Genomic DNA, 22,772 nt, shown 5'->3' with positions numbered 1-22,772 from the left:
GCGCGGACCTGCCCTTTTGCGCTATCCGACAACGGGAACCGGTCTTTAACCAGATCCGGGGAGGGACAGACACGCCATGCTGGACGGGATCGTCTGGGTTTTCAGTCATATTCTTGGCGGCTTCGCCAATATCGCCATCGCGCTGACGCATCCTTCGCTGTGGCTCGACTGGTCGAACAAGGAAGCCATCATGCGGGTCGTCTACTATGGCGGCTCGGTCGAGTTCTTCTTTGCCGTCTTCGACCTGTTCCTGCTGCTGACCATCGCGGTAGTGGTCAACCGGCGGTTCGGCTGGGCGACGGTGCGGGTGATGGAGGGGTTCGGCAATATCGTCGGGCGCACCTTTGCCTGGGCCGGGCTGATCATGGTGCTGCAGCAGATCATCATCGTGTTCATCCAGCGGGTCTTTGCGCGGGCGGACATGGCCTTCGGCTTTGGCATCCCGCTGCAGTACGACATCAGCTGGTGGGGCGAAGAGCTGAAGCTGTACAACGCTATCATCATCTGCCTGTGCCTGTCCTACACCTTCGTGCAGGGCGGTCACGTGCGGGTGGATCTGGTCTATTCCGCCGTCAGCTTCCGCGCCAAGCGGGTGATCGACATGGTGGGATGCATGCTGTTCATGGTGCCGATGGCGGTCGTGATCTGGATGTACGGCTGGTATTTCATGTGGCGGCACCTGATCGTGCCCAAGCCTTCGGCCAGCGATACGCTGGACCGGCTGCTGATGAAGTCGAAGGCGCTGAAGTGGAACGTGGAGCGGATCGGGTTCAGCCCGAACGGTTTTGACCACTACTATATCTTCAAGGTCCTGCTCTGCCTGCTGGCGGCCATGATCTTCATCCATGCCTTCACCTTCCTCTATCGCTCGTATCTCGAATTCGTCGAGGGCGAGGAGAGCGCCGGCAAGTATCTGGACAAGGATACGCTTGGCGAAGGTGAAGAAGCCTACGAAGGCACCCATTAATTTAGGAACGGCGGATATGTTTCTCGGTCTCGACGGAATCGAAATCGGCCTGATCATCCTGCTCTTGTGCCTGTTCGGCGGCATCCTGTCGGGGTTCCCAGTGGCATTCGCGCTGGGTGGGGCGGGGCTGATCGCCTTTGGCATCATCGCCGCGCTGGACAGCGCGGGCCTGCTGATCCACCAGGCCATAGACACCTCGACCCAGGCCTATAACGACCTCATCGCGCAGGGGATCAAGGCCGATACCATCTCGATCTTCCGATACCCCGAACTGCCGCGCGTGGCGCAGCATGTGTTCGAGGGCGGATGGATTCTGGCGCTGGATCGCAACGTGTCGTTCATCGTGAACCGCATGAACGAGCGCGTGCTGGCGGGCCAGTCCATCGAGACGCTGCTGGCGGTGCTGATGTTCGTGATGATGGGCATCACGCTGGAGCGTTCGAAGATCGCGAACGATCTGCTGACCACCATGGCGCGGGTCTTCGGGCCGCTGCCGGGCGGGCTGGCGGTGTCCATCGTGGTGGTGGGCGCCTTCCTTGCCGCCTCGACCGGGATCGTCGGGGCGACGGTGGTGACGATGGGGCTGCTGGCGCTGCCGACGATGCTGCGCAACAACTATTCGCCCGAGCTGGCGACGGGCGTCATCGCAGCCTCGGGGACGCTGGGGCAGATCATTCCGCCATCGATCGTGATCGTTCTGCTGGGCACGCTGGCCGGCGACCTTTATGCGGCGGCGCAGGAGGATCGCGCCAATCTGGCCGGCTGCACCGATGCGCTGACCTATCTCGGAACGCCTGCGGTGGTCTCGGTCGGGACGCTGTTCCAGGCGGCGATGCTGCCGGGGATCCTGCTGGCCATTCTATATGCGGTCTATTCCTTCGGCTATGCGCTGCTGAACCCGGAGAAGGCGCCGGCTGTGGAATTCGAGGGCAGCATCGGCGAGCCGGTGACGCGTGGCGAGCAGCTGACCTGGCTGGTGGCGGTGCCGCTGGTGGTGATCCTGGGCGTGGTCGGGCTGAACTCTGTGGGCGTGGTCGGGTCGCAGGATGTGAACGTGTCGTCCTTTTCGGACATCGGCAAGGGCGCGAGCCTGCGCACCAAGGTCTCGGAGGAATGCAAGGCCTCGATGATTGCGCTGCACGGCCAGAGCAAGTGGGACCTTGCGGTTCAGCAGCAGGCCGAGATCGACGCGGCGGGCGGGCAGCAGCAGAGTGCGCGGCTGACCGACGAGGAGCGCGTCGCGGCGCGCGACGCCAAGATCGCCGCGGCGCCGCCGATCGGCACGGGCATCGCGGTCTTCGTGGTGCTGATGGCGCTGACGCTGGCCTATGGGCGGGGTATCTCGCCCTCGTCCAGCCCGCGCCCGCTGATCATAGGCGCGGTGGGGCTGGTGCTGATGCTGCTGGTGGATGCGCTGTTCATCTCGGCGGTGACAACGCCTGGGGTGACGGTGCTGCTGCTGGCGATCCCGGCGCTGATCGCGCTGTACGGCTGCCGGGCGGCCGCGATAAGAATGTCGCAGAACGAGCTGATCAAGGTGATCTTTCCGCCGCTGGTGCTGATCGTCGCCGTGCTGGGGTCGATCCTTGGCGGTGTGACCAACCCGACGCCGGCGGCCGCGCTGGGCGCGGGCGGGGCGATCATGCTGGCGGCCTTCCGCCGCCTGCATGACGAGCGCCGTTCGGGCCGGATCATCCTGATGTCGACTTTCGCCATCGTGATCTGCCTGCTGGTCGGCGTGAATTTCGACCTGCGGGTGAATCAGGAGCATGTGACATTCGAGAACGGGGTCGCCTATCTGGTGGCGCTGGCAACCTATCTCTATGCGATGTTCGGCCTGTTCTATGCGCTTTGGGTGCTGTACGCGGGCCGGGTGCTGACACCGGTGGTGCGCGAGACTGCGAAGGTGACCTCGATGGTCTTTGCGATCCTGATCGGGTCGCAGATCCTGAACCTGGTGGTGATCTCCTTCGGGGGCGAGCATTACATCCAGGATTTCCTGAAGAGCTACGACAACGAATTCACGGTCTTCCTGATCGTGATGTTGGTGCTGTTCTTCCTGGGGTTCGTGCTGGATTTCCTCGAGATCATCTACATCGTGATCCCGATTGTCGGGCCGGTGATCTATGGCGGGTCCTTCGATCCGAAATGGGTGACGATCATGATCGCGGTGAACCTGCAGACGTCGTTCCTGACGCCGCCCTTCGGGTTCGCGCTGTTCTACCTGCGCGGTGTCGCGCCGCCCGAGGTGACGACGGGGCACATCTATCGCGGGATCGTGCCCTTCGTGCTGATCCAGGTGGTGGGGCTGGCGATCCTGTGGCTGTTCCCGGGGATCGTGACCATCGTGCCGGATCTGATCGGGGTCTGAATGACCGAGAGTTTGGAAAGGGCCCCTTCGGGGGCCTTTTTCTTTTGGTGGAATTGAAGAAGCGAAATGGCGCGAATTTCGCTATGGTTTCCGGATTATATCGCGAGCTGGATTGGAGCCGGGACCATGTTCATTTGCCGTTATGTCGCCATCCTCGCCGGCCTGCTTCTCGCGGCCTGCGGGACCGTCGATTTCGACGAGGCACCGGTGGGCCGGTTCGAGGGGGCGCTTCTGGTCATGTGGGTTGGCGAGGGGGATGGGAAGGGGGCGGGGAAGTTTGTCTATGTCCCGAGCCGGACGCGGCCGCTGACCTTCATTCGCAACAGGCCCGGGGCGGCGGTGACCCGGATTGTGCCGGAGATGATGTATACCGACGGCGGATCCATTCCGAGGGCAGGGCAGTTGTTCAACGGGTTTTCGCCCTGGGGCTATGCGCCGGCCTATATGGTGCATGACTGGATCTTCGTCGCGCGCCACTGCCTGACCGACAACATGGCAGAGGGGGAGGAGACGAAGATCGAGGGGATGACGTTCAAGGAAAGCGCCGAGATCATTGCCGAAGCAATCAAGACATTGATCGCCTCGGGCAAGGTTCAGAGGAATGACGTGGCGCCGCGAGTCATTTCCGGGGTCGTTGCGGGGCCATTTTCCTATGAACGCTGGGTGGTGAAGGGCGCTTGCAAGGGCGACCGGCTGACGGTGGAGCATCGCCGCGAGGTGGACGAGGCCCTGGCGCGACGTTCGGGGTTGCGCAGTCTCAAGTCGGCGGGGCCGGCCGCACGGATCGTGGCGGAGATCGCGTTCTGAAACGGTGAGCGCGGGGCGGGGCTGAGGGCGCGCGGGAATAAAGGTTCCCATCTGGTGAAGTATTAGATATGGTTTGCCACATGGTAAACCATGAACCCTCTCTCGATTCGGCCTTTCACGCGCTGGCCGACCCCACGCGCCGGGCCATCCTCGCCCGGCTGGTGGAGGGTCCGGCGGCGGTGAAGGAGCTGGCCGCGCCCTTCGGGATGGGGATGCCGGCCGTGCTCAAGCATCTGCGGGTGCTGGAGGAAAGCGGGCTTGTCGGTTCGGAAAAGGCCGGGCGGGTGCGGACCTGCTGGGTGCAGGCCGAGCGCCTGGCCGCGGCCGAGGCCTGGCTGAACGCGCAGCGCGCGATCTGGGAGGCGCGGACCGACCGGCTGGCCGCCTATGTTGAAACCCTGAAGGATGAACCGTCATGACCGACAGCACCTTGACCATCTCGCGCCTGATCGACGCCCCGCGGGCCCTTGTCTGGGCGGCATGGTCGGATCCGCGGCATTTCGAGAAATGGTGGATCCCCGAGCCGATGGAATGCCGGGTGGTCAAGATGGACCTGCGCCCCGGCGGCGGGTTCGAGACGCTGATGCGCGAGGGGCCGGGCGAGTTCCAGCCGCATGTCGAGGGGTGTTTTCTGGAGATCGCGCCGATGCAGCGGATCGTCTTCACCACTGTCCTGAAAGAAGGCTGGCAGCCGATCGACCCCTGGCTGGCGATGACCTCGATCGTCACGATGGCGGATGAGGGGGCGGGGACGCGCTATGTGGCACAGGCGCTGCATCGCACGCCCGAGGAGAGCGCCAAACATGTGGAGCTGGGGTTTCACGACGGCTGGGGCACGGTGATCGACCAGCTGGCGCGGCTGGCGGAGCGGCTGAGGCAGTAGTGGATCGGATTCGGGGGCCGGGCGAGCGTGTTGGGGCTGCCGATCGGGGGGCCATGTGACGTGCAATGGACGTCCCGGATCACCGTTTGTTTCTTATAAGATGCCACGCAATGAAGAGGCCAGCGACAAGCGCCAGGACAGCGAGCAAGAGCCAAACGATCCCTGATTGCTGTAGATACACGACACCGGCGTCACTGTCGAAGCACCGGCCCGCTTCATTGAAGCAATTGCGCCATCTGAAATACGCAACGTAGTAGAAATACGCGAAGATGATGGCGAGCCCGAGACAGAGCAGGGTGGCGATCATCCTGATCATCGCGCGTCACCCGACCGGTGCTATTTCCCCGGGGCGGGGCGGCGGTCGGGGAGGCTGATGTTGGCGACCTGCTCGGCGATCGGGTCGGTCGAGAGGGGGTGGAGCGTGGCGGAATAGGCCTCGGGGTCCTTCATCATCTGCCATTTGCCGCCGGTGTAGATTTCGAGGCCGGAGAAATTGGCCTTGTACCCCATCTTCTGGCTGCCGGGGACCCAGTAGCCGAGGTAGACGTAGGGCAGCCCGGCCTCGCGCGCGATCTCGATATGGTCGAGGATCATGTGGGTGCCGAGGCTCGCCTGCTGCATGTCGGGGGCGTAGAAGGAATAGACCATGCTGAGGCCGTCCTCGAGCACGTCGGTCAGGCTGACCGCGATCAGCCGTTTGGCGGCGTCGGTGTATTCGATGACGCGGCTGCGGATCGGGGTTTCCTCGATCATCGCGGCGAATTCGAAGACATCCATGTCAGCCATGCCGCCATCGGCGTGGCGGGCATCGAGATAGCTGCGGAAGAGCTCGTATTGTTCCTCGGTCGCCCAGGGCGAGTTGGCCTTGCGGGTCAGGTTGCCGTTGCGGCGCTGGATCCGTTTCTGGCTGCGGGTGGGCTGGAAGGCGTCGACGTCGATGCGGGCGGAGAGGCAGGCCGAGCATTCGGCGCAGGAGGGGCGGTAGAGGACGTTCTGGGAGCGGCGGAAACCCTGGCGGGATAGCGCGTTGTTCAGCTTGTCGGCGTTTTCGCCCTGTAGCGCGGTGAATAGCTTACGCTCCATGCGTCCGTCCAGATACGGGCACGGTTGCGGGGCAGTTACGTAGAACTGCGGTGCTATCGGCAATGTGTGGCGCATAAACGAGTCTTGGTGAGCTTTCGCGGATGATAACAACCGCGATTGCGACGGCGCAAGTGCCGAATGGGCCCGTTTATCGGGCCCTGCGGTTGAGTGCGACGGTGCCGAGCGCCAGATCGGGCAAGCCCTGACCGCGTGCGGTGGTGAGCATCAGCACGATGGAGACGATCTGGAAGACCGGCAGCATCAGGCAGGCCGTGTAGAGGCCGGTGTGCAGCAGCGCGTGGGTGCCGTCGAAGGGGCCGCCGTCGTGGCGGCGCAGTTCGATCCCGGCGAGGCGCATCCCGAGCGTGGCGGAACCGCCGGCGAGCGTGGCGACGCGGTAAAGGAAGCCGATGCCGAGGTAGAGCAGGGGCCAGATCAGCAGACCGACAAAGGCGGTCATGATCACGGCGATGACGCTGAGGGCGAGGATCAGCACGGTGTCGACGACCCAGGCGATCAGGCGCTTGGTTGGAACGTCGCGGTAGAACTGGGGTTGGCGGTCCGGCTCGGGCAGGGCGGCGATCATGTCGGCATACATGCAGGAAGGCTCCGGGTCAGAGGGACAGCCGGCCCCCGTGCGGGGCCGGCCGGTGTTCGCGGGGTCAGGAGGCCTCGGCGTCCTGTCCGGGCTGCGCGGCGCGGCGCGAGCGGTCGTCGATGAACTGGTCGAACTCGGCCTTGTCCTTGGCTTCGCGGAGCCGTTCGAGGAAGGCCTGGAAGTCGCGCTGTTCCTCCTCCAGCCGGCGCAGCGTGTCGGCCTTGTAGGCGTCGAAGGCGCTGTTGCCGGTCGACTGGTGCAGCCCGCCGTTCCAGTGGTTCGAGCGGAAGGCGTGACGGTTGCGGCAGGATTTCTTGAACATGCGTTTGCTCCAGATCATGTAGGCCAGAAGGGCGAGGCCGACCGGCCAGAAGAAGATGAAGCCCAGAACCATTGCGGCAATCCAGGCGCCCTTGCCCCGGCTGTCGAGCCAGGCCTCGGTCTTGCTCAGCCAGCCCCCGTAGGAGGGGGAGGGGAATTCGGTTGTCGTCGTTGACATTGTCGGCTCACTCCGGTGTTGGAACGCTATGTGAATGTCTTTCACATTACGCAATGTGGCCCCTCCCGGATTGAATGCAAGAGGTGATGTAAAAGTTTTTTACATTGGTCCGGCGATAGGGGCAGGCCGGGCCGGGCTGAGCACCTGCCAGGGCCGGGGCCGAGCGGGATTACGTCGGCGACGCGTACTTTTGTATTGATGGAGTTTCAAAAGTTTCATATCTCTGCGGCATATCGCGGAGGTGGAAAGATGGCAACGAATGTGGCTCTGACCGGTTTGGCCCGGGATCTTGCAGAGCGCGAGGCGAGCGGAAAGCCGGTGCGGATCGGCCTGCTGGGCGCGGGCGAGATGGGCACCGACATCGTGACGCGGGTGGCGCATATGCGCGGAATCACCGTGGGCGCGATCTGCGAGCTGAACTTGCCGGCGGCCGAGGCGGCGGTGGAGATCGCCCATCGCGAGGCGGGCCACGGGCGCAAGGTTTCGGATGTCGACGGGCTGAACGCTGCCATCGAGGACGGCAAGACGGCGCTGACGGACAATGTCGAGCTGTTGCTGAATTCGGGCCAGATCGACGTGGTGGTGGATGCCACCGGCGTGCCCTCGGTCGGGGCCGAGTTCGGCCTGAAGGCGATGGAGCACGGCAAGCATCTGGTGATGATGAACGTCGAGGCCGACGTGACCATCGGTGCCTATCTGCGCGCCGAGGCCGAGCGGCTGGGTGTGGTCTATTCGCTGGGCGCGGGGGACGAGCCTTCGTCATGCATGGAGCTGGTGGAATTCGTCACCGCTATGGGGCACCGGATCGTCTCGGCCGGGAAGGGCAAGAACAACCCGTTGAACCATGACGCGACGCCGGACGCCTATGAGGCAGAGGCGCGGCGGCGGAACATGAACCCGCGGATGCTGGTGGAATTCGTCGATGGCTCGAAGACCATGGTCGAGATGGCGGCGATTGCCAATGCCACCGGGCTGATCCCGGACAAGCCGGGGATGCACGGGCCGGCCTGTTCGCGCGAGGAGCTTTCCAAGGTGCTGGTGCCCGAGTCGCATGGCGGCGTGCTCAGTTCGGGCGAGGGGCGGGTCGATTACACCATCGGCAAGGGCGTGGCACCCGGCGTCTTCGTGGTGGCCGAGATGGACCATCCGCGCATTCGCGAGCGGATGGAGGATCTGAAGATGGGCGAGGGGCCTTACTTCACCTTCTTCCGCCCGTTCCACCTGACCTCGCTGGAGGTGCCGCTGACCTGTGCGCGCGCGGTGCTTTATGGCAAGGCCGACATGGTGCCGATGGCGCGCCCGGTCGCCGAGGTCTGCGCCGTGGCCAAGAAGGATCTGCAGCCGGGCGAGAAGCTGGACCAGATCGGCGAGTATTGCTACCGCGCCTGGATCATGACGACGCCAGAGGCGGCAGCGCAGAGGGCCATTCCCTGCGGGATGCTGGCGGGCAGCACCGTCACCGCGCCGATCCGCAAGGGCGAACTGATCACCTATGCCAATGCCACCCTGCCGGAGGGCAGCCGGATCGCCGCCCTGCGCGCGCGCCAGGACGCCATGCTGGCGCAGGCCTGAGGAGACCCGAATGACCGAGACCGACAACCGCCCGTTTGCGCTGCGCAAATACGATGCCGAGGCGCTCACGACTGCGCTGAGGAAGATGTATCTCATCCGCTTTTTCGAGGAAGGCGCCGAGGACAGCTATACCCGGGGGCTGATCCACGGGACGATGCACCTGTCGATCGGGCAGGAGGCCTCGGCCGTGGCGTCGTGCATGCCGCTGTCGGACAGCGATTACATTACCTCGACCCATCGCGGCCATGGGCACTGCATCGCCAAGGGCGCCGAGGTGAAGCGCATGTTCGCCGAGTTCTTCGGCAAGGAGGACGGCTATTGCCACGGGCGCGGCGGGTCGATGCATATCGCCGACGTGAGCAAGGGCAACCTGGGCGCGAATGGCATCGTGGGCGGCGGGCTGCCGATCGCCACCGGCGCGGCGCTGACGGCCAAGCGGCTGGGCACCGGGGCGGTTGCGGTCTGTTTCTTCGGCGATGGCGCGAACAACGAGGGCGCGTTTCACGAGGCGCTGAACATGGCCTCGGTCTGGAAGCTGCCGGTGGTCTATGTCTGCGAGAACAACCGCTATGGCATGTCGACCTCGACCGAGCGGTCGACCGCGGTGAAGAATGTCGCCGAACGCGCGGCGGCCTATGCGATGCCGGGCGTCACCGTGGACGGCAACGATTTCTCGGCGGTGGCCGAGGCGGTCGATGCGGCGGTCGCGCGGGCGCGGGCGGGCGAGGGGCCGAGCCTGGTCGAGAACCTGACCTATCGCTGGCGCGGGCACTCCAAGTCGGACCGCAACCGGTATCGGACCAAGGACGAGATCGACAGCTGGATCGCCAAGGATCCGATCAAGCGCTTCCGCGCCGAACTGGTCGAACATGGGGTGCTGAGCGAGGAGGAGGCGGCGGCGGTCGAAACCTCGGCCCGCGAGGAGGTCGAGGCGGGGATCGCCTTTGCCCAGGCCAGCCCGGCGCCGTCGGTCAACGACGTGACACGCTATGTCCATGCGGAGGTGCGCGCATGACCGCCCCGTCCCCCGATGTGCGCATGGTCGAGATGAGCTATGCCGAGGCCGTGCGCGACGCGCTGGGCATCGCGCTGGAGCGCGATCCGCGCGTGATCCTGATGGGCGAGGATATCGGCGTCTATGGCGGTGCGTTCCAGGTCACGGGCGATCTGGTGCATCGCTTCGGCGAGGACCGGGTGATGGATACGCCGATTTCCGAGCTGGGCGGGGCCGGCGTGGCCGTGGGCGCGGCGCTGACCGGGCTGCGGCCGATCTTCGAGTTCCAGTTCTCGGATTTCGCCATGCTGGCGATGGAGCAGATCGCCAATCAGGCGGCCAAGCTGCGCTATATGCTGGGCGGCGAGGCTTCGGTGCCGGTGGTGATGCGGATGCCGGCAGGGTCGGGTACCGGCGCAGCGGCGCAGCACAGCCAGAGCCTGGAGGCCTGGTTCGGCCATGTGCCGGGCCTGAAGGTGGTGCAGCCGACGACGCCGGCGGATGTGAAGGGAATGCTGTTGGCGGCGGTCGAGGATCCCGATCCGGTGATCGTCTTCGAGCACAAGCTGCTTTACAAGGCCAAGGGGATGGTGCCCGAAGGCTATTACACCCAGCCGCTGGACAAGGCGGCGGTGCGGCGGGCGGGCAGCGATGTGACCGTCGTCGCCTCGGGCATCATGGTGTCGCGCGCGCTGGAGGCCGCCGAGGCCCTGGCGGGCGAGGGGATTTCGGCCGAGGTGATCGATCTGCGCTCGGTCCGGCCGATCGACCGCGAGACGATCCTGGCGAGCGTGCGCAAGACCGGGCGGATGGTCTGCGTCTACGAGGGCGTGCGGACGCTGGGCGTGGGGGCGGAGATTTCGGCCATGGTCGCCGAGTCGGACGCCTTTGACTATCTTGACGCGCCGATCCTGCGGCTGGGCGGGGCCGAGGCGCCGATCCCCTACAACCCAGATCTGGAGCGCGCGGCGGTGCCGCAGCGGCCGCAGATCGAGGAGGCGATGCGCCGCCTAGTCCGGCGGGAGGTCTGAGGCATGGCGACGGAAGTCATCCTGCCCAAGGTCGACATGGATATGGAGACCGGGCTGGTCTCGGCCTGGCATGTCGCCGAGGGCGAGGCGGTCGAGAAGGGCGCGGCGCTGTTCGATATCGAGACGGACAAGGCGGCGATGGAGGTCGAGTCTCCGGCCAGCGGCATCCTGCGGCATGTGATTGCCGAGGTGGGCGACAAGATTCCCGTGGGCGATCCGGTCGCCTGGATCTATGCCGAGGGCGAAGAGGTGCCGGAGGCGCCGCCGGTGGCGCGGAAGGCCGAGGCCGAGGCTCCGGTCGCTGCGGAGCCGGAGCCTGTGGCGGAGACGCCCGAGGTGGAGGTGGTTCGCGAGAGCGAAGACCCGGCGCGGCCGCGTGCCACGCCCGCCGCGCGTCAGGCGGCGCGAGAGGGGGGTCTTGCGCTGGAGATGGTGCCGGGGACGGGGCCGCGCGGGCGGATCCAGCGGTCGGACGTCGAGGCGGCGCTGACGCAGGCGCGTCCGTCCGAGGGCATGGTGCGCTGGACGCCGGGCAGCGGGCCGCTGGCGGTGACGCGGGGCCGGGGCAGCGGTGTGCCGCTGGTGCTGTTCCACGGCTTCAGCGCCGATTCCAAGGGCTGGGCACCGCTGGAGCGCGTGTTGCCGGGCGGGCGCGAGGTGATCCGGGTCGATCTGCCCTCGCACGGGGCCTCGCCCCTGCGGCGGGTGGCGGATTTCGCCGGTCTCGTGAAGATGATGGTCGCGGCCTTCGACGATCTGGGGCTGGATAAGGCGCATCTGGTCGGCCATTCGCTGGGTGGCGCGCTTGCGGCGGCGGTGGCCGATATCCGGGGGCGCAGGATCGCCTCGCTGGGGCTGATCGCGCCGGCGGGGCTCGGCCCTGATATCGACGGCGCGACCCTGCTGGGCATCGCGCGGGCGAGCCGGGCCGAGAGCCTTGGCCCCTGGCTGCGGCAACTGGCCGGGGACGCGGACCGCATCAGCGACGGTTTCGTGCGCGCGGCGATGGCCGGGCGCAGCGATCCGGCGCTGCGGGCGGCGCAGGGCGATCTGGCGCAGTCGCTGTTCCCGGACAGCACGCAGAGTTTCAGCATCCTGCCGGCGCTGGAGCGGATCGAGGCGCCGATGTCGGTGATCTGGGGGCGGCGCGATTCGATCCTGCCGGTGCGCCATGCGCAGCGGCTGCCGGGACTGGCAGCGCAGCATCTTCTGGCGGACGCGGGGCATATTCCGCATGTCGAGATGCCCGAAACGGTTGCCAAACTGCTGTCGCGTCTGTTCAAAGCAGGAGAGAACCCGACCACGGAGTGACCGCCGATGAGTGAATCCCGCGCTGCCCCGACCGGCCCCGTTTCGGGTCGATCCGGCGATACCGACCGTATGCGGGCGCGGGCCGTCTGGCTTTATTACGCCGAGGGCATGAAGCAGTCGGAGATCGCCACGGCCCTGGGCACGACGCGGGTTGCGGTGGTGCGGCTTCTGGCGGATGCGCGGCGGCGCAACGAGGTGCGCATCACCATCTCGGCGCCGCTGGCCGAGCTGGCGCGGCTGGAGACCTCGCTGAGCAGCCGGTTCGGCATTGCCGAGGTGATCCTTTGCCCCTCCGGCGATGGCGGCAGCGATCCGACGCTGTCGATTGCGGCGGCCGCCGGGGCGCATGTCTCGGGGCTGATGAAATCGGGGATGTCGGTGGGGGTCGGCTGGGGGCGGACGCTGCATTCGATGCTGCCGTTCATCGAGGGGCGGACGCTGGAGGATGTGCGCATCATCTCGCTGCTGGGCGGTATTTCGGCGGCGCGGCGGTTCAACCCGGCGGAATTCGCCTGGCGCTTTGCCGAGCTGTTCCAGGGCGAGGGCTATCTGGTGCCCGCACCGGCGCTGGTGGACAGCGCCGAGACCCGCGCCGCGCTGATCGAGCGCTGTGGCATCGGCGAGGTCTTCGAGATGGCGGCGGCGCTGGATATGGCGCTGATCTCGGTCGGGGGCATTGCGGCCGAGGCGACATCGTTCCGCACCGGCCATCTGAGCGAGGCGGAGCGGCGCGACCTGATCGGTGCGGGAGCGGTGGGCGACGTGTTCTACAACTTCATCGATGCCGAGGGGCGGGTGATCGACCACGCGGTGAACGCGCGTACGATTTCGGTGGACCTCGCGGATGTGGCGCGGGCGCGCGAGCGGGTGCTGATCTCGGGCGGGGCCGAGAAGGTGGCGGCGCTGCGGGGCGCGATCACGGCGCTGAAGCCGACCTGCCTGGTCACCGACGAGAAAACCGCCGAGGCGCTGCTGGCTGGCGCCTGACGCGGCGGACTGTCTACTTGACCGGACGCGGCGGGTGGAACATTAGTTATCTGAGTGTGCGAATGTTCGCGCCCTGGGCGGCGGACTTCGAGACGGGACGGGCAAGATGGCTTCCACGACGCTACCGATCAAGGACATGCTGCGCGGGCTGCGGTCGGGCATGACCGCCGGGCGTGTGGCGATTGCACCGATCGGGAAGGATTTGCCGGGGCCGATGCGCGACATGGTCGACGGGATCGACAAGCTGGCGCAGCAGCTGGAACTGGCGACGTCGAAGCTGGCGCACAGCCTGCTGGATAACGGGCCGGCCTGGCACAGCGATACGAGCTGGACGCTGGCGCGGCTGGTCGAGCGGGCGGATGGCGACACGATCTTTGCCCAGCTTGCCTATGGGGCGCTGGGGGCGGCACATCGCCGGTTTTCGGAGCGGGCGGTGCTGATCAGCGAGACGCTGGCGGCGCAGTCCTTTGCCCAGGCGCGGCGGGCGACGCGGGGGGATCCGCTGGACATGCCGGCCGAATTGCTGATGCAGATGCTGAGCCATGGCGTGGTGCGCCCGGTCCCCTTCGAGACGGAGGAGCCGGCGGATGCCGCACGGCTGGCCTGCGCCGCCTTCGTACTGTGGCTGGGCGCCGAGCGCAGCCCCGGCGAGGCGGATAACGATGTGCTCGACCTCTGCTGCGATGCCGCCCCCTTTGTTCTGCGCCAGGCCGATAGCGCGCCTGGCAACCGTTTTGCCCTGCGCACGGCACTTGCCGATTGCGTCCGGCTGATCTGAAAGGTCCTGCCATGTCCTTGCCCGCCCTGAAACTGCTTGAAACGCCCGGCACCGAGGTCAAGCGCGCGGTGCGCCGCCTGCGCTGGTTCCGCCGGGCCTTCATGGAACAGATCGCCTCGGTCTCGCGCGATTGCGGGATTGCCTTCGACGTGGACACCACGCGGCTGGCGGGGGCGTTTCTGGAGTGGAGCGCCGCCTTCGAGGCCGGCAAGCCCGCGCAGGAGGCGGAAGAGCGCGCCTATGTCGATTTCGCCGCCGGGATGATGTTCGACCATCTGCTGGCGCACGCGCCGCTGAGCGCGCGCACGCCGGGGCGCGATGCGGCGATGACGCCGGTCGAGTTCTGGCCCGAGGCCTATGCCTGCGCGGTCTTCTGTCTGAACGTGCGGCAGGCGGTGCTGGCGCAGGAATACGGCGAGGCCGCGCCCGAGTCGGCGCGGATGGACGACCTGCGCGGCTGGTGGAGTTTCCGCGAGAACCTGCGCGAGACGCCGCGCATGGCGGTGGCCTATCTTCAACATCTGGCGGGCGGCGCGCCCGACTGGGCCGAGCCGGGAGTTTTCCGCACCGCGCCGGTGGCCGAGCGGCCGCAGCTGCGGCTGGTGGCGGTCAATGCCGACCACGCGCCGCCGGAGGCGGGGCCGCAGGCGATGCTGCCGCCCGGTGTCGACACGGTGATCTTCGACCTTGCGGCGATCTCGAACAGCCGGGACTTGATCGCGGAGGCGCTGGAGGCGACGATCCATTTCTTTGGCGTGGCGGTGGCGGCCGATCATTTGCGCGTGCTGGTGGACCAGCCGCTCGCGGCGGCGATGACCCATGTGGCGCTGGAGACGCGGCGTCTGTGTCCGGGCAGCTTTGGCCGCCTGTTCCGCGAGCGGCTGGCGCAACGCTATGCCGGCGCGCTTGCCCTGCGTCCCGGCGCTCGGGCGGCGATTTCGGCGCTGGCCGAGGGGGGCATCGCGGTGCGGATCGCGCTGGTGGATGCGAAAGCGGAGGTGCCGGAGCTGGGTTCCGCGCTGGGCCTTGATCCGCGCGTGACGCTGGTCGCGCCGGCGGAGGGCTGGGATCTGGACGACATTCCCGCGCAGAGCTGTCTGCTGGCCAGCGGCGATGCCGCACGGCTGGAGCGCGCGGCGCGGCGGGGGATTTATGGCTTTGTGATCGGCAATGCCCCGGGCGCCTTGCCGCTGACGTCGTTCCCGATGCCGATGCGCTGAAGTTGTCTGGAACTTGTGTCTGTCGCATTGGACATTTGTTCTTTTAATCAAGCCAAGCTATAAAGCGGGTCAGCAGCCCGCCGGCTGAGTCCGCCTGTCCCCTGCCGGGGCGGCTGCGACACCCTGCGGAGCGGGTGGCAGTCGAAGGGTAGGACATGAGCGGACTGGTATTTTTCCTGCATATGGCGGGGGCGGTGGCCCTGTTGCTGGCGGCGACGCGGATGGTGCGCACCGGCGTGGAGCGCGCCTATGGCCGGCAGCTGCGCCAGCATCTGCGCCAGCGCATCGGCCATCCGCTGTCGGCGATGCTCATGGGGCTGGTGATGGCCGTGGCCTTGCAGAGTTCCACCGCGGTGACCCTGCTGGTCAGCTCTTTCGTCGGGCTGGGGCTGGTGTCGGGCGTGGCCGGCATCGTCATCGTGCGCGGCGGCGAGCTGGGGTCTGCGCTGGTGGCCAAGGTGCTGAGTTTCGACCTGACCCTTCTGGCGCCGGCGCTGCTGACGCTGGGTGCTGTTCTGTATCTGCGCTCGGACCGGCGGCCCTGGCACGAGATCGGGCGCTGTCTGCTGGGCATCGCGCTGATCCTGATCTCGCTCGAGATGGTGTCGACCGCGGCGCTGCCCCTGCGCGACAGCACCTTCCTGCCGGTGGTGGTGCGCTATCTCTCGGGCGATATCCTGTCGTGCTTCCTGCTGGCCGCGGCGCTGACCTATCTACTGCATTCCAGCATCGCCGCCGTGCTGCTGCTGGCGGCGATGGCGGAGCAGGGCGTGCTGCCGCCGGGCGTCGGGCTGGTGATGGTGCTGGGCGTCAACCTCGGCTCGTCGATGATCGCGCCGGTGCTGACGCGCGCCGCCGCGCCGGAGCAGCGGGCAGTCCCGCTGGCCAACCTGCTGATGCGCGGGCTGGGGTCGGTGGTCTTGCTGGCGCTCTATGAGGTAGTGCAGCCGGATCCGGCGCTGCTGGGCACCGGGCCGGCCAACCAGATCATCCATGCCCATATCGCCTTCAACCTGTTCATCCTGCTGGTCGGGCTGCCGCTGTCGGGCGTTGCCTGGCGCATCTCGCGCTGGGTCGCGGACCTGCGCACGCCGATCGAAACCGGGCCGGCACATGAGGAGATCAGCGCGCTGGATCCGGCGGCGCTGGGCAATCCCGACCAGGCGCTGGCCAATGCCACGCGCGAGGCGATCCGGATGTGCGACACGATCGACACCATGCTGAGCCGGATCATCGAGGTCTACGCCGCGCCCGATCCGCAGAGCATCGCCGATCTGCGCGCCTTCGACGACAGGGTCGACAACCGGCACAATGCGATCAAGCTGTACCTCGCGCGGATCACCGAGCAGGGGATGACCGAGGCGCAGTCGCGGCGGTGTCAGGATCTGCTGGAGGTCTGCATCAAGCTGGAACAGGCGGGCGACGTGATCGTGCGCAACCTGCTGCTGCACGCGCAGAAGAAGATGGAACGGCAGGTGGAGTTCACGCCGGAGGGCTGGAAGGAGCTGGTGGACTTCCACGCCTCGGTCATGCGCAACGCGCGGCTGGCCTTCAACCTGCTGGTGGACGACGACCCGGCCACGGCGCAGCAGGTCATCATCGAGAAGGACCGCCTGCGCGACAGCGAACGCGAGACGCGGCAGCAGCATTTCATGCGCCTGCGGCGCAACACCGAGCAGAGCATCGAGACGAGCTCGATCCACCTGGACACGGTGCGGGACCTCAAGCAGATCAACGGGCTGCTGGCGGCGCTGGCCTATCCGGTGCTGGAGGAACAGGGCTTGCTGCGGGGGAGCCGGTTGAAGAAACCGGCGTGAGGGGGGGCGGCTTGGAGGCCAAAGTGCCATCTTGAATTAGATGATAGGCTGCCGGTGTTGCCACGGAATGTGTGAGCCGCCATTGTGGGCCAAAAGCGGTAGATCAGGTTAAGCAATGGCCACGTGGACATTTGTCGTCGAATACGAGGGTGGCACCTATTCGAGCCAGATTGAGGCGGACAGTCTGCGGACTGCAATTCATCGATACAATGAGCGCGACCCATCTGGGATTGGAGCCGTTCCTCTCGACCCTGAGGCTGTCGCCCTTGAGGGCTTGAAGGGCGTATTCTGTGCGAGCGGTCTTGCCAAAACCGGAGAGCGTCTTGTTCTGGCGAATATCGTAAGAACGGATGCTTCGGCTTAAGCAATCGGCAGAAAAAGGTTACTGCTGTCCGCAGTGGCGCCCCTTACGATCTAGCGACACCGAAGGAGTTTGACAAAGATAGTCAGATGACTGCTTGGAGCCCACATTTACATGGCTCCTTGGCGTAGTCAGCAAATACCCTTAGACCTCAATCATGACGAAAAACTTTGACAGAGAACATTCTAGGCGGGAGTTGATCAGACTCCTCAAGGGCGTCGATCTATATCGGTCGTGGAGAATGGCGGCTCTGCGCCACTGCGACCCAACGCTCTCCGAAGATCAGATCGAACAGATGGTGGTCATGTCGAGCGCTGGCTGGCTCCAAGTTTTTGACGATACAAAGGGGAAGCGATGCTTCGCAGTCCTGAACGAGATACGTCGGTGGTATTTCATGACCTCCAAGGACTTGGCTCTGTTCGCGAGCGCAAGCGAGGATGCACGAGGTGATATAAATCGATTTCTGGATGATTTCCGAGTACGGTTCGGATACAGCTTCCATTCGGTTTCGGGCGTCGTGCAGGACGTTGTGGATCGAGCGGCAAGGCGCGGCTTCATTGCCAGCCCGGAAGAATACGAAATCCTCAGGGAGATAGAGGTGGCCGGACACGACAACAATTCAGAGTGCATTGCGCTCATTCGCGCATATGAGGACAAGCAAGAGTAGGCGATACGACGGCTTTGTCCGCACAGCAGACCTTACCCTGATCCGCTTTCCACCATCCAATTGGCGCTGTCTCACAGAATTCCCGCTCACCCCGCACAAAAAAGGCCCGACCGCAAGGTCAGGCCCCTTCCGTCCCGTTCCGTCTGCCGCTTACCCCAGCGCTTCGACGAAGCCTGCCGGGAGGGGCGTTTCGCCGGACCAGAGGAGGCGGGTGACGGTGGCCTTGCCTGCGGCGAGGTGGGCGTTTTCGTCGCCGGGGGTGGTGGTGTCCTGGCGGCTGCGCTCGATGGTGATCTCGGTGGTGTCGCCGCTGGTGGAGAGCACCTCGGCGCGGATGCCGACCTTGTCGCGGCCGATGCGGGGTTGCACCAGCTGTGCGGGCAGGCGGGTGGGGAGGTTGACCGAGAGGAACTGGCGGTCGCCCTGCCAGTCGGCGCGGGTGTTCCAGAGGCGCAGGATCAGGGACTGGAGCCATTCGGCGTCGCCGACACCGACCTCGGGCTTTTTCACCCGCGAGAGGCCGATGGCGGGCAGGCCCCAGAAGGTCGCCTCGCGCGCGACGCCGAGGGTGCCGGAATAGGCGATGTCCTCGGCCACGTTGCGGCCGTCGTTGACGCCCGAAAGCACGAGGTCGGGTTTCGTGTCATCGCGGAAGAGCCAGGTCATGGCGGTCAGCACGCAGTCGGCCGGGGTGCCCGAGCAGGCGTAGCGGCGCTCGCCGCGCTTTTCCATCGTCAGGGGGCGGGCGATGGTGAGCGAATGGCCGGCAGCGGTGCGCTTGGCGGCGGGGGCGACGGTCCAGACGTCGTCGCTGATCAGGGCGGCGGCGCGTTCCAGCAGGGCGAGGCCCGGGGCGTCGATGCCGTCGTCGTTGGCGAGGAGGATTCTCATGGTCATGCATCTCCGATCTTGAGGCTGCCGCCGGTGCGGGTGCCGGCGTTCAGCGCGGGCAGGCTCTGTTGGACCGCGTCCAGCGCGGCGTCGTCGCAGGAATGGCCGATCACCGCCGGGCGGCCCGTGGCCTCCCACAGGGCGCGGTTCTCGGGCAGGGTGGGGTGGGTCGGCAGGCGGTGCCAGTCGGCGGTGCCGGCGCGGTGCATCCGCCAGCCGGGCGAGCCTTCGGGCAGGTGGCCGGTCAGCAGCACGGGGTGGCCCGCGCGCTCGGCCTGATCCAGCGCGGCGCGGGCGGGGCCGGTTTCGCCCATGCCGTCATGCACCAGCAGGGGCATGGCGGGCAGGGGATCGCCGGGGGTCCAGCGGTGCAGACCGGCGATGCGGTCGCGCAGGCGGGCGGCCATGCCGGGGTGAAGAAGGTCGGGATCGGCCAGCTGGGCGCGCAGCGGGGCCTCCATGTCGTCGGACATGGCGAGCGGCCCGGGCAGGATGGTGAGCAGTTCCAGCGAGCGGCCCGAGAGCGGGGTCGGCAGGACGGAGCCGCAGGGATGTGCGGCGGTCCATTCGATCACCGTTTTCGCGCGGTCGGCGGCGGGCACGGTGTCGGGGCCGTAGGAGCAGTCGAGCACAAGCAGGTCGCAGGCGGGCAGGGGCGTCATCGGGAAGACGGCGCTGTGGGGCACCACGTCGCCGCAATAGAGCGTGGTCTGCCCGCCGCTGGTGACGGCGAACCAGGTGCCGCCCGCGACATGGCCGGAATGGCCGGTGTCGATGGTCTGTGCGCCGACGGTCAGGCGGTCGCCGGCGGAGAAGATCTCGATCTGCGCCGCGCTGCCGGGGCAGGCGGCCAGATCGTCGGGGCGGGCGTATTGCGCGAGGGTCGCGGCCATCTCGCCCCGGGTGGCGGCGGTCATGAAGACCGGACCGTTGAAGCCCTGGCGCAGCAGCCAGCTGAGCGCGCCGATGTGATCCTCGTGCGCGTGGGTCAGGAAGAGTGCGTCGATCTCGGCCGCCGCACGGGCGAGACGCGGGTGGTAGTCCTGCGCCGGCGCGCCGACCTTGATGCCGGCGTCCAGCATCAGGAGGGTCGCGCCGTCGTCCACGGCGATGCTGGTCCGGCCTTTTTCGCCGAACCCGCCTTGCAGGTGGATGGTCTGCATCAGGTCCGTCCGGGCGCCGGGATCAGCCAGCCGCCGGCGAAGCAGAGGCGCGCGCGGTCGCCGGCTGCAAAGGGCTGGGGGTCGGGCTGTTCGAAGTGGATGGTCTGGTCGGGGGCGACATCGGGCACGAATTCGATGCGTGCCGCGCCGCCCTGGTAGACCACGCGCTGGATCTGGCCGTCAAAGCCGCTTTCGCCCTCGCCCGCGATGCGCACCTGTTCGGCGCGGAAGCAGGCGACGGCACCGGCGCGGGGCATCTCGCCGGCGCTGCAGGTCAGCGTGATCGGCTGGCCCATGACCTCGGCCTGACAGCGCCCGTCCTGTTCGGGGCGCAGGATGGTGACCGGGATCACCATTCCCTGCGAGATGAAGGAGGCGACCATCTCGTTCGCGGGTCGGTGGTAGATCGCCTCGGGGGTGTCGAGTTGCATCAGGTGGCCGTTGTCCATCACGGCGATCCGGTCTGCCAGGGCCATCGCCTCGGACTGGTCGTGGGTGATGTAGACGATGGTGGTGCCGGTGCGGCGGTGGAAGGCGGCGAATTCGTCCTCCATCGAGGCGCGCAGGTGGACGTCGAGGTTGGCCAGCGGCTCGTCGAAGAGGACGAGCGCCGGTTCGGCGACGAGGCAGCGGGCAAGCGCCACCCGCTGGCGCTGGCCGCCCGAGAGGTTGGCCGGCGCGCGGTCTTCCATGCCGGTGAGGTTCACCAGCGCGAGCGCCTCGTCCACGCGGCGTTTCAGGTCGGCGGCGCCGACCTTGTTGACGCGCAGCGAGTAGCCGATGTTTTCGGCCACGGTCATGTGCGGCCAGAGCGCGTAGTTCTGGAACACGATGCCGATGCGGCGTTCGTTGGGCGGCACCGAGCGCTGCGTGTTGGACACGACCTTGCCGTCGATCTCGATCTCGCCGTTGCTGACGGTTTCGAAACCGGCGATCATGCGCAGCAGCGTGGTCTTGCCGCAGCCCGAGGGGCCGAGGACGGCCAGGAACTCTTTCGGTTTCACCTCGATCGAGACGTTCTGGAGCGCCGTGAAGCCGCCGAAGTGTTTTGTCAGGTTACGAATAGTCAGTCCCGCCACGGCAGCACCCCATCTGGAAGTTTGTTGGCGAACAGGTTCACGCCCAGCATCAGCAGGAAGGTGATCGCGACGATCACCGCCGAGAGCGCGGAGGCGTATTTGGAATCGCCGCCCTGTTCGAAGGAGAAGATGACCACGCCGATGGTCTCGGAGCCGGAGGACCACAGCAGGGCCGACACGGTGAGTTCGCTGAGCGCCGTCATGAAGATCAGCAGGCCGCCCGCCATCGCCGCCGGGGCCACCAGCGGGAAGATGATGGTGCGCAGCCGGGTGAAGAGCCCGGCACCCGCGATCTCGGCTGCCTCTTCGAGCGTGCGATCAAGCTGGGCATAGCCGTTGACCGTGGGCCGCACCGCCAGCACGAGGAAGCGGGCGAGATAGGCGAAGAGGATGATCCAGACGGTGTTGTAGATCTGGATGCCGACCAGCGGCAGCGGCTTGAGGAACAGCAGCAGCGAGGCGATGGCCAGCACGACGCCGGGCAGGGCATAGGGCAGTTCGACCGAGAAGTTCAGCCATTTGACCCATTTCTGCTTGCCCCAGGCGATGACATAGCCGAGCGGCACCGCCACCAGCACCGCGAAGACGGCGGTCGTGATCGAAAGCAGCAGGCTGTTGCCGAAGGCGCGCTTGGCCGCGGCGTGTTCGAAGAGCACGAAGCGGTAGTTGTCGAGCGTCACGGTATCGGCCGAGAGCACGATGCCATAGCCGCGCACCAGCGAGGTCAGCACCAGGCCGCAGAGCGGCAGCACAAGGATGACGACGATCATCAGCCACATCAGCGCCTCGACCACGGGACGCCAGAGGCCCAGGTCATAGGGGTCGGCGGGCAGCGAGGTGGTGGTGATGCGGAAGTCGCGGCGCGAGCTGATGTAGTCCTGCAGCACGATCCCGGCCATGGCGAGGATGCCGATCATGGTCGAGAGATAGGCCACCTCGGACAGGACGGCGGGGCCGCCGCCGGCGAGGCGCTGGAAGATCAGCGTGGGCAGGACGAGGTAGTTCGCGGGAATGCCGAGGAAGGCGGGGATGCCGAAGTTGCCGACGCAGGAGACGAAGGACAGCGCCGAGGCACCGACGATGGCCGGAGTCATCAGCGGCAGCACGATGGTGAAGATCACCCGGAACGGACCGGCGCCGCCCGCCTGCGCGGCCTCGATCAGTTCGCGCGGGAGCTTGCGCAGCCCGGCGCGGACGATGAGGAAAACCAGCGGGGCATACTGGATGCCGAGCAGCGCGATGATGCCGCCGGCGGAATAGAGCGGGTTGGGCGTGCCGATGGGCGGCGCGATGCCCAGCAGCTTGAGCAGGGCACTGGAGGGACCGAAGAGCTGCAGCCAGGCCAGCGCGGTCACCTGCGGCGCGATCATCAGCGGCGTGACGAAACAGAGCACCAGAGTTTGCGTGAGGCGGATGTTGGACAGCGTGACGACAATCGAGACGACGACCCCCAGCACCACGGCCACCAGCGTGCCGCCAAGGCCGACGACCACTGTATTGCGCGTGGCGAGCCAGACGGTGCGGTCGCCCAGGCCGGCGCGGATCGCATCGAGCGAGAACTGGCCACCGGGCAGGACGATCTCCTGCAGAAGGCGCATCATGGGGAGAAGGGAGAAGATCGCGATGATGGTCAGGATCATCGCGGTCAGGGCGAATTGCTGGCCCTGACCGTTCCGTGTTGAGACGTTCATGT

General features: G+C 66.6%; 22 protein-coding genes. 14 read left to right on the top strand and 8 right to left on the bottom strand.

Annotation, left to right across the window (positions count from 1 at the left end; all coding sequences use genetic code 11):
• The first annotated feature begins 76 nt into the window (after positions 1-76).
• The 5 genes from ACFO5X_RS08290 to ACFO5X_RS08270 all read left to right on the top strand — a co-directional run bounded on the left by ACFO5X_RS08290 (position 77) and on the right by ACFO5X_RS08270 (position 5,028).
• The gene (locus ACFO5X_RS08290; protein WP_380716840.1) at positions 77-967 is read left to right on the top strand and encodes a TRAP transporter small permease subunit; all 891 of its coding nucleotides are present in this window, start codon (positions 77-79) and stop codon (positions 965-967) included.
• A gap of 16 nt (positions 968-983) precedes the next feature.
• Complete coding sequence (locus tag ACFO5X_RS08285; RefSeq protein WP_380716839.1) at positions 984-3,338, top strand: TRAP transporter large permease; 2,355 nt, start codon at positions 984-986, stop codon at positions 3,336-3,338.
• A 126-nt stretch (positions 3,339-3,464) separates the two neighbouring features.
• Positions 3,465-4,145 carry a hypothetical protein gene (locus tag ACFO5X_RS08280; RefSeq protein ID WP_380716838.1) on the top strand — a complete coding sequence of 227 codons (681 nt, stop codon included), beginning with the start codon at positions 3,465-3,467 and terminating at the stop codon, positions 4,143-4,145.
• A gap of 80 nt (positions 4,146-4,225) precedes the next feature.
• On the top strand, positions 4,226-4,564 hold the full coding sequence (locus ACFO5X_RS08275) for an ArsR/SmtB family transcription factor (protein WP_380716837.1): 339 nt from the start codon (positions 4,226-4,228) through the stop codon (positions 4,562-4,564).
• On the top strand, positions 4,561-5,028 hold the full coding sequence (locus ACFO5X_RS08270) for an SRPBCC family protein (protein WP_380716836.1): 468 nt from the start codon (positions 4,561-4,563) through the stop codon (positions 5,026-5,028). The genes ACFO5X_RS08275 and ACFO5X_RS08270 overlap by 4 nt, the downstream gene beginning before the upstream one ends.
• A 79-nt stretch (positions 5,029-5,107) precedes the next feature.
• Here ACFO5X_RS08270 and ACFO5X_RS08265 read toward each other — a convergent pair whose 3' ends face one another.
• The 4 genes from ACFO5X_RS08265 to ACFO5X_RS08250 all read right to left on the bottom strand — a co-directional run bounded on the left by ACFO5X_RS08265 (position 5,108) and on the right by ACFO5X_RS08250 (position 7,208).
• The gene (locus tag ACFO5X_RS08265; protein WP_380716835.1) at positions 5,108-5,335 is read right to left on the bottom strand and encodes a hypothetical protein; all 228 of its coding nucleotides are present in this window, start codon (positions 5,333-5,335) and stop codon (positions 5,108-5,110) included.
• Positions 5,336-5,364: 29 nt separating this feature from the next.
• On the bottom strand, positions 5,365-6,186 hold the full coding sequence (locus ACFO5X_RS08260) for an arginyltransferase (protein WP_380716834.1): 822 nt from the start codon (positions 6,184-6,186) through the stop codon (positions 5,365-5,367).
• Between the two features lie 73 nt (positions 6,187-6,259).
• Positions 6,260-6,694 carry an RDD family protein gene (locus tag ACFO5X_RS08255; protein WP_380717293.1) on the bottom strand — a complete coding sequence of 145 codons (435 nt, stop codon included), beginning with the start codon at positions 6,692-6,694 and terminating at the stop codon, positions 6,260-6,262.
• 79 nt (positions 6,695-6,773) lie between these two features.
• Positions 6,774-7,208 carry a DUF2852 domain-containing protein gene (locus ACFO5X_RS08250; RefSeq protein WP_380716833.1) on the bottom strand — a complete coding sequence of 145 codons (435 nt, stop codon included), beginning with the start codon at positions 7,206-7,208 and terminating at the stop codon, positions 6,774-6,776.
• Positions 7,209-7,457: 249 nt separating this feature from the next.
• Here ACFO5X_RS08250 and ACFO5X_RS08245 point away from each other — a divergent pair, with 249 nt between their 5' ends.
• From ACFO5X_RS08245 to ACFO5X_RS08205, 9 genes are all read left to right on the top strand, one after another.
• A complete protein-coding gene (locus ACFO5X_RS08245) occupies positions 7,458-8,780 on the top strand; it encodes an NAD(P)H-dependent oxidoreductase (RefSeq protein ID WP_380716832.1) in 1,323 nt (440 codons plus the stop codon).
• A 10-nt stretch (positions 8,781-8,790) separates the two neighbouring features.
• On the top strand, positions 8,791-9,795 hold the full coding sequence (locus ACFO5X_RS08240) for a thiamine pyrophosphate-dependent dehydrogenase E1 component subunit alpha (protein ID WP_380716831.1): 1,005 nt from the start codon (positions 8,791-8,793) through the stop codon (positions 9,793-9,795).
• Positions 9,792-10,805 (top strand): alpha-ketoacid dehydrogenase subunit beta, encoded by a 1,014-nt coding sequence (locus ACFO5X_RS08235; protein ID WP_380716830.1) that lies wholly within the window; start codon positions 9,792-9,794, stop codon positions 10,803-10,805. Before ACFO5X_RS08240 ends, ACFO5X_RS08235 begins: the two co-directional genes overlap by 4 nt.
• 3 nt (positions 10,806-10,808) lie before the next feature.
• Positions 10,809-12,116, top strand: a complete 1,308-nt coding sequence (locus ACFO5X_RS08230) for an acetoin dehydrogenase dihydrolipoyllysine-residue acetyltransferase subunit (RefSeq protein WP_380716828.1) — start codon at positions 10,809-10,811, stop codon at positions 12,114-12,116.
• Between the two features lie 6 nt (positions 12,117-12,122).
• Positions 12,123-13,103, top strand: a complete 981-nt coding sequence (locus ACFO5X_RS08225) for a sugar-binding transcriptional regulator (RefSeq protein ID WP_380716826.1) — start codon at positions 12,123-12,125, stop codon at positions 13,101-13,103.
• Between the two features lie 106 nt (positions 13,104-13,209).
• Positions 13,210-13,881 carry a hypothetical protein gene (locus ACFO5X_RS08220; RefSeq protein WP_380716824.1) on the top strand — a complete coding sequence of 224 codons (672 nt, stop codon included), beginning with the start codon at positions 13,210-13,212 and terminating at the stop codon, positions 13,879-13,881.
• Between the two features lie 11 nt (positions 13,882-13,892).
• A complete protein-coding gene (locus ACFO5X_RS08215) occupies positions 13,893-15,101 on the top strand; it encodes an HAD family hydrolase (RefSeq protein WP_380716822.1) in 1,209 nt (402 codons plus the stop codon).
• Between the two features lie 155 nt (positions 15,102-15,256).
• Entirely contained in the window at positions 15,257-16,918 is a 1,662-nt protein-coding gene (locus ACFO5X_RS08210) for a Na/Pi cotransporter family protein (RefSeq protein ID WP_380716820.1), read from the top strand.
• Between the two features lie 602 nt (positions 16,919-17,520).
• Complete coding sequence (locus ACFO5X_RS08205; RefSeq protein WP_380716819.1) at positions 17,521-17,946, top strand: hypothetical protein; 426 nt, start codon at positions 17,521-17,523, stop codon at positions 17,944-17,946.
• Between the two features lie 150 nt (positions 17,947-18,096).
• On the opposite strand, the gene ACFO5X_RS08200 is transcribed toward ACFO5X_RS08205, so the two are convergent.
• The 4 genes from ACFO5X_RS08200 to ACFO5X_RS08185 are packed head-to-tail and all read right to left on the bottom strand — an operon-like array spanning position 18,097 to position 22,770.
• On the bottom strand, positions 18,097-18,843 hold the full coding sequence (locus ACFO5X_RS08200) for a 5'/3'-nucleotidase SurE (RefSeq protein ID WP_380716818.1): 747 nt from the start codon (positions 18,841-18,843) through the stop codon (positions 18,097-18,099).
• Complete coding sequence (locus ACFO5X_RS08195) at positions 18,840-20,000, bottom strand: MBL fold metallo-hydrolase (protein WP_380716816.1); 1,161 nt, start codon at positions 19,998-20,000, stop codon at positions 18,840-18,842. The genes ACFO5X_RS08200 and ACFO5X_RS08195 overlap by 4 nt, the downstream gene beginning before the upstream one ends.
• Positions 20,000-21,079, bottom strand: coding sequence for an ABC transporter ATP-binding protein (locus ACFO5X_RS08190; RefSeq protein WP_380716814.1), 1,080 nt, complete (start codon positions 21,077-21,079; stop codon positions 20,000-20,002). Before ACFO5X_RS08190 ends, ACFO5X_RS08195 begins: the two co-directional genes overlap by 1 nt.
• Entirely contained in the window at positions 21,067-22,770 is a 1,704-nt protein-coding gene (locus ACFO5X_RS08185) for an ABC transporter permease (protein ID WP_380716813.1), read from the bottom strand. The genes ACFO5X_RS08190 and ACFO5X_RS08185 overlap by 13 nt, the downstream gene beginning before the upstream one ends.
• Between the last annotated feature and the right edge of the window lie 2 nt (positions 22,771-22,772).

Source organism: Seohaeicola nanhaiensis (genome assembly GCF_042654245.1).
GTDB classification, from domain to species: Bacteria; Pseudomonadota; Alphaproteobacteria; order Rhodobacterales; family Rhodobacteraceae; genus Seohaeicola_A; species Seohaeicola_A nanhaiensis.
Note: the sequence above shows the minus strand (reverse complement) of the source record. Positions and strands in the feature narration are given on the sequence as shown.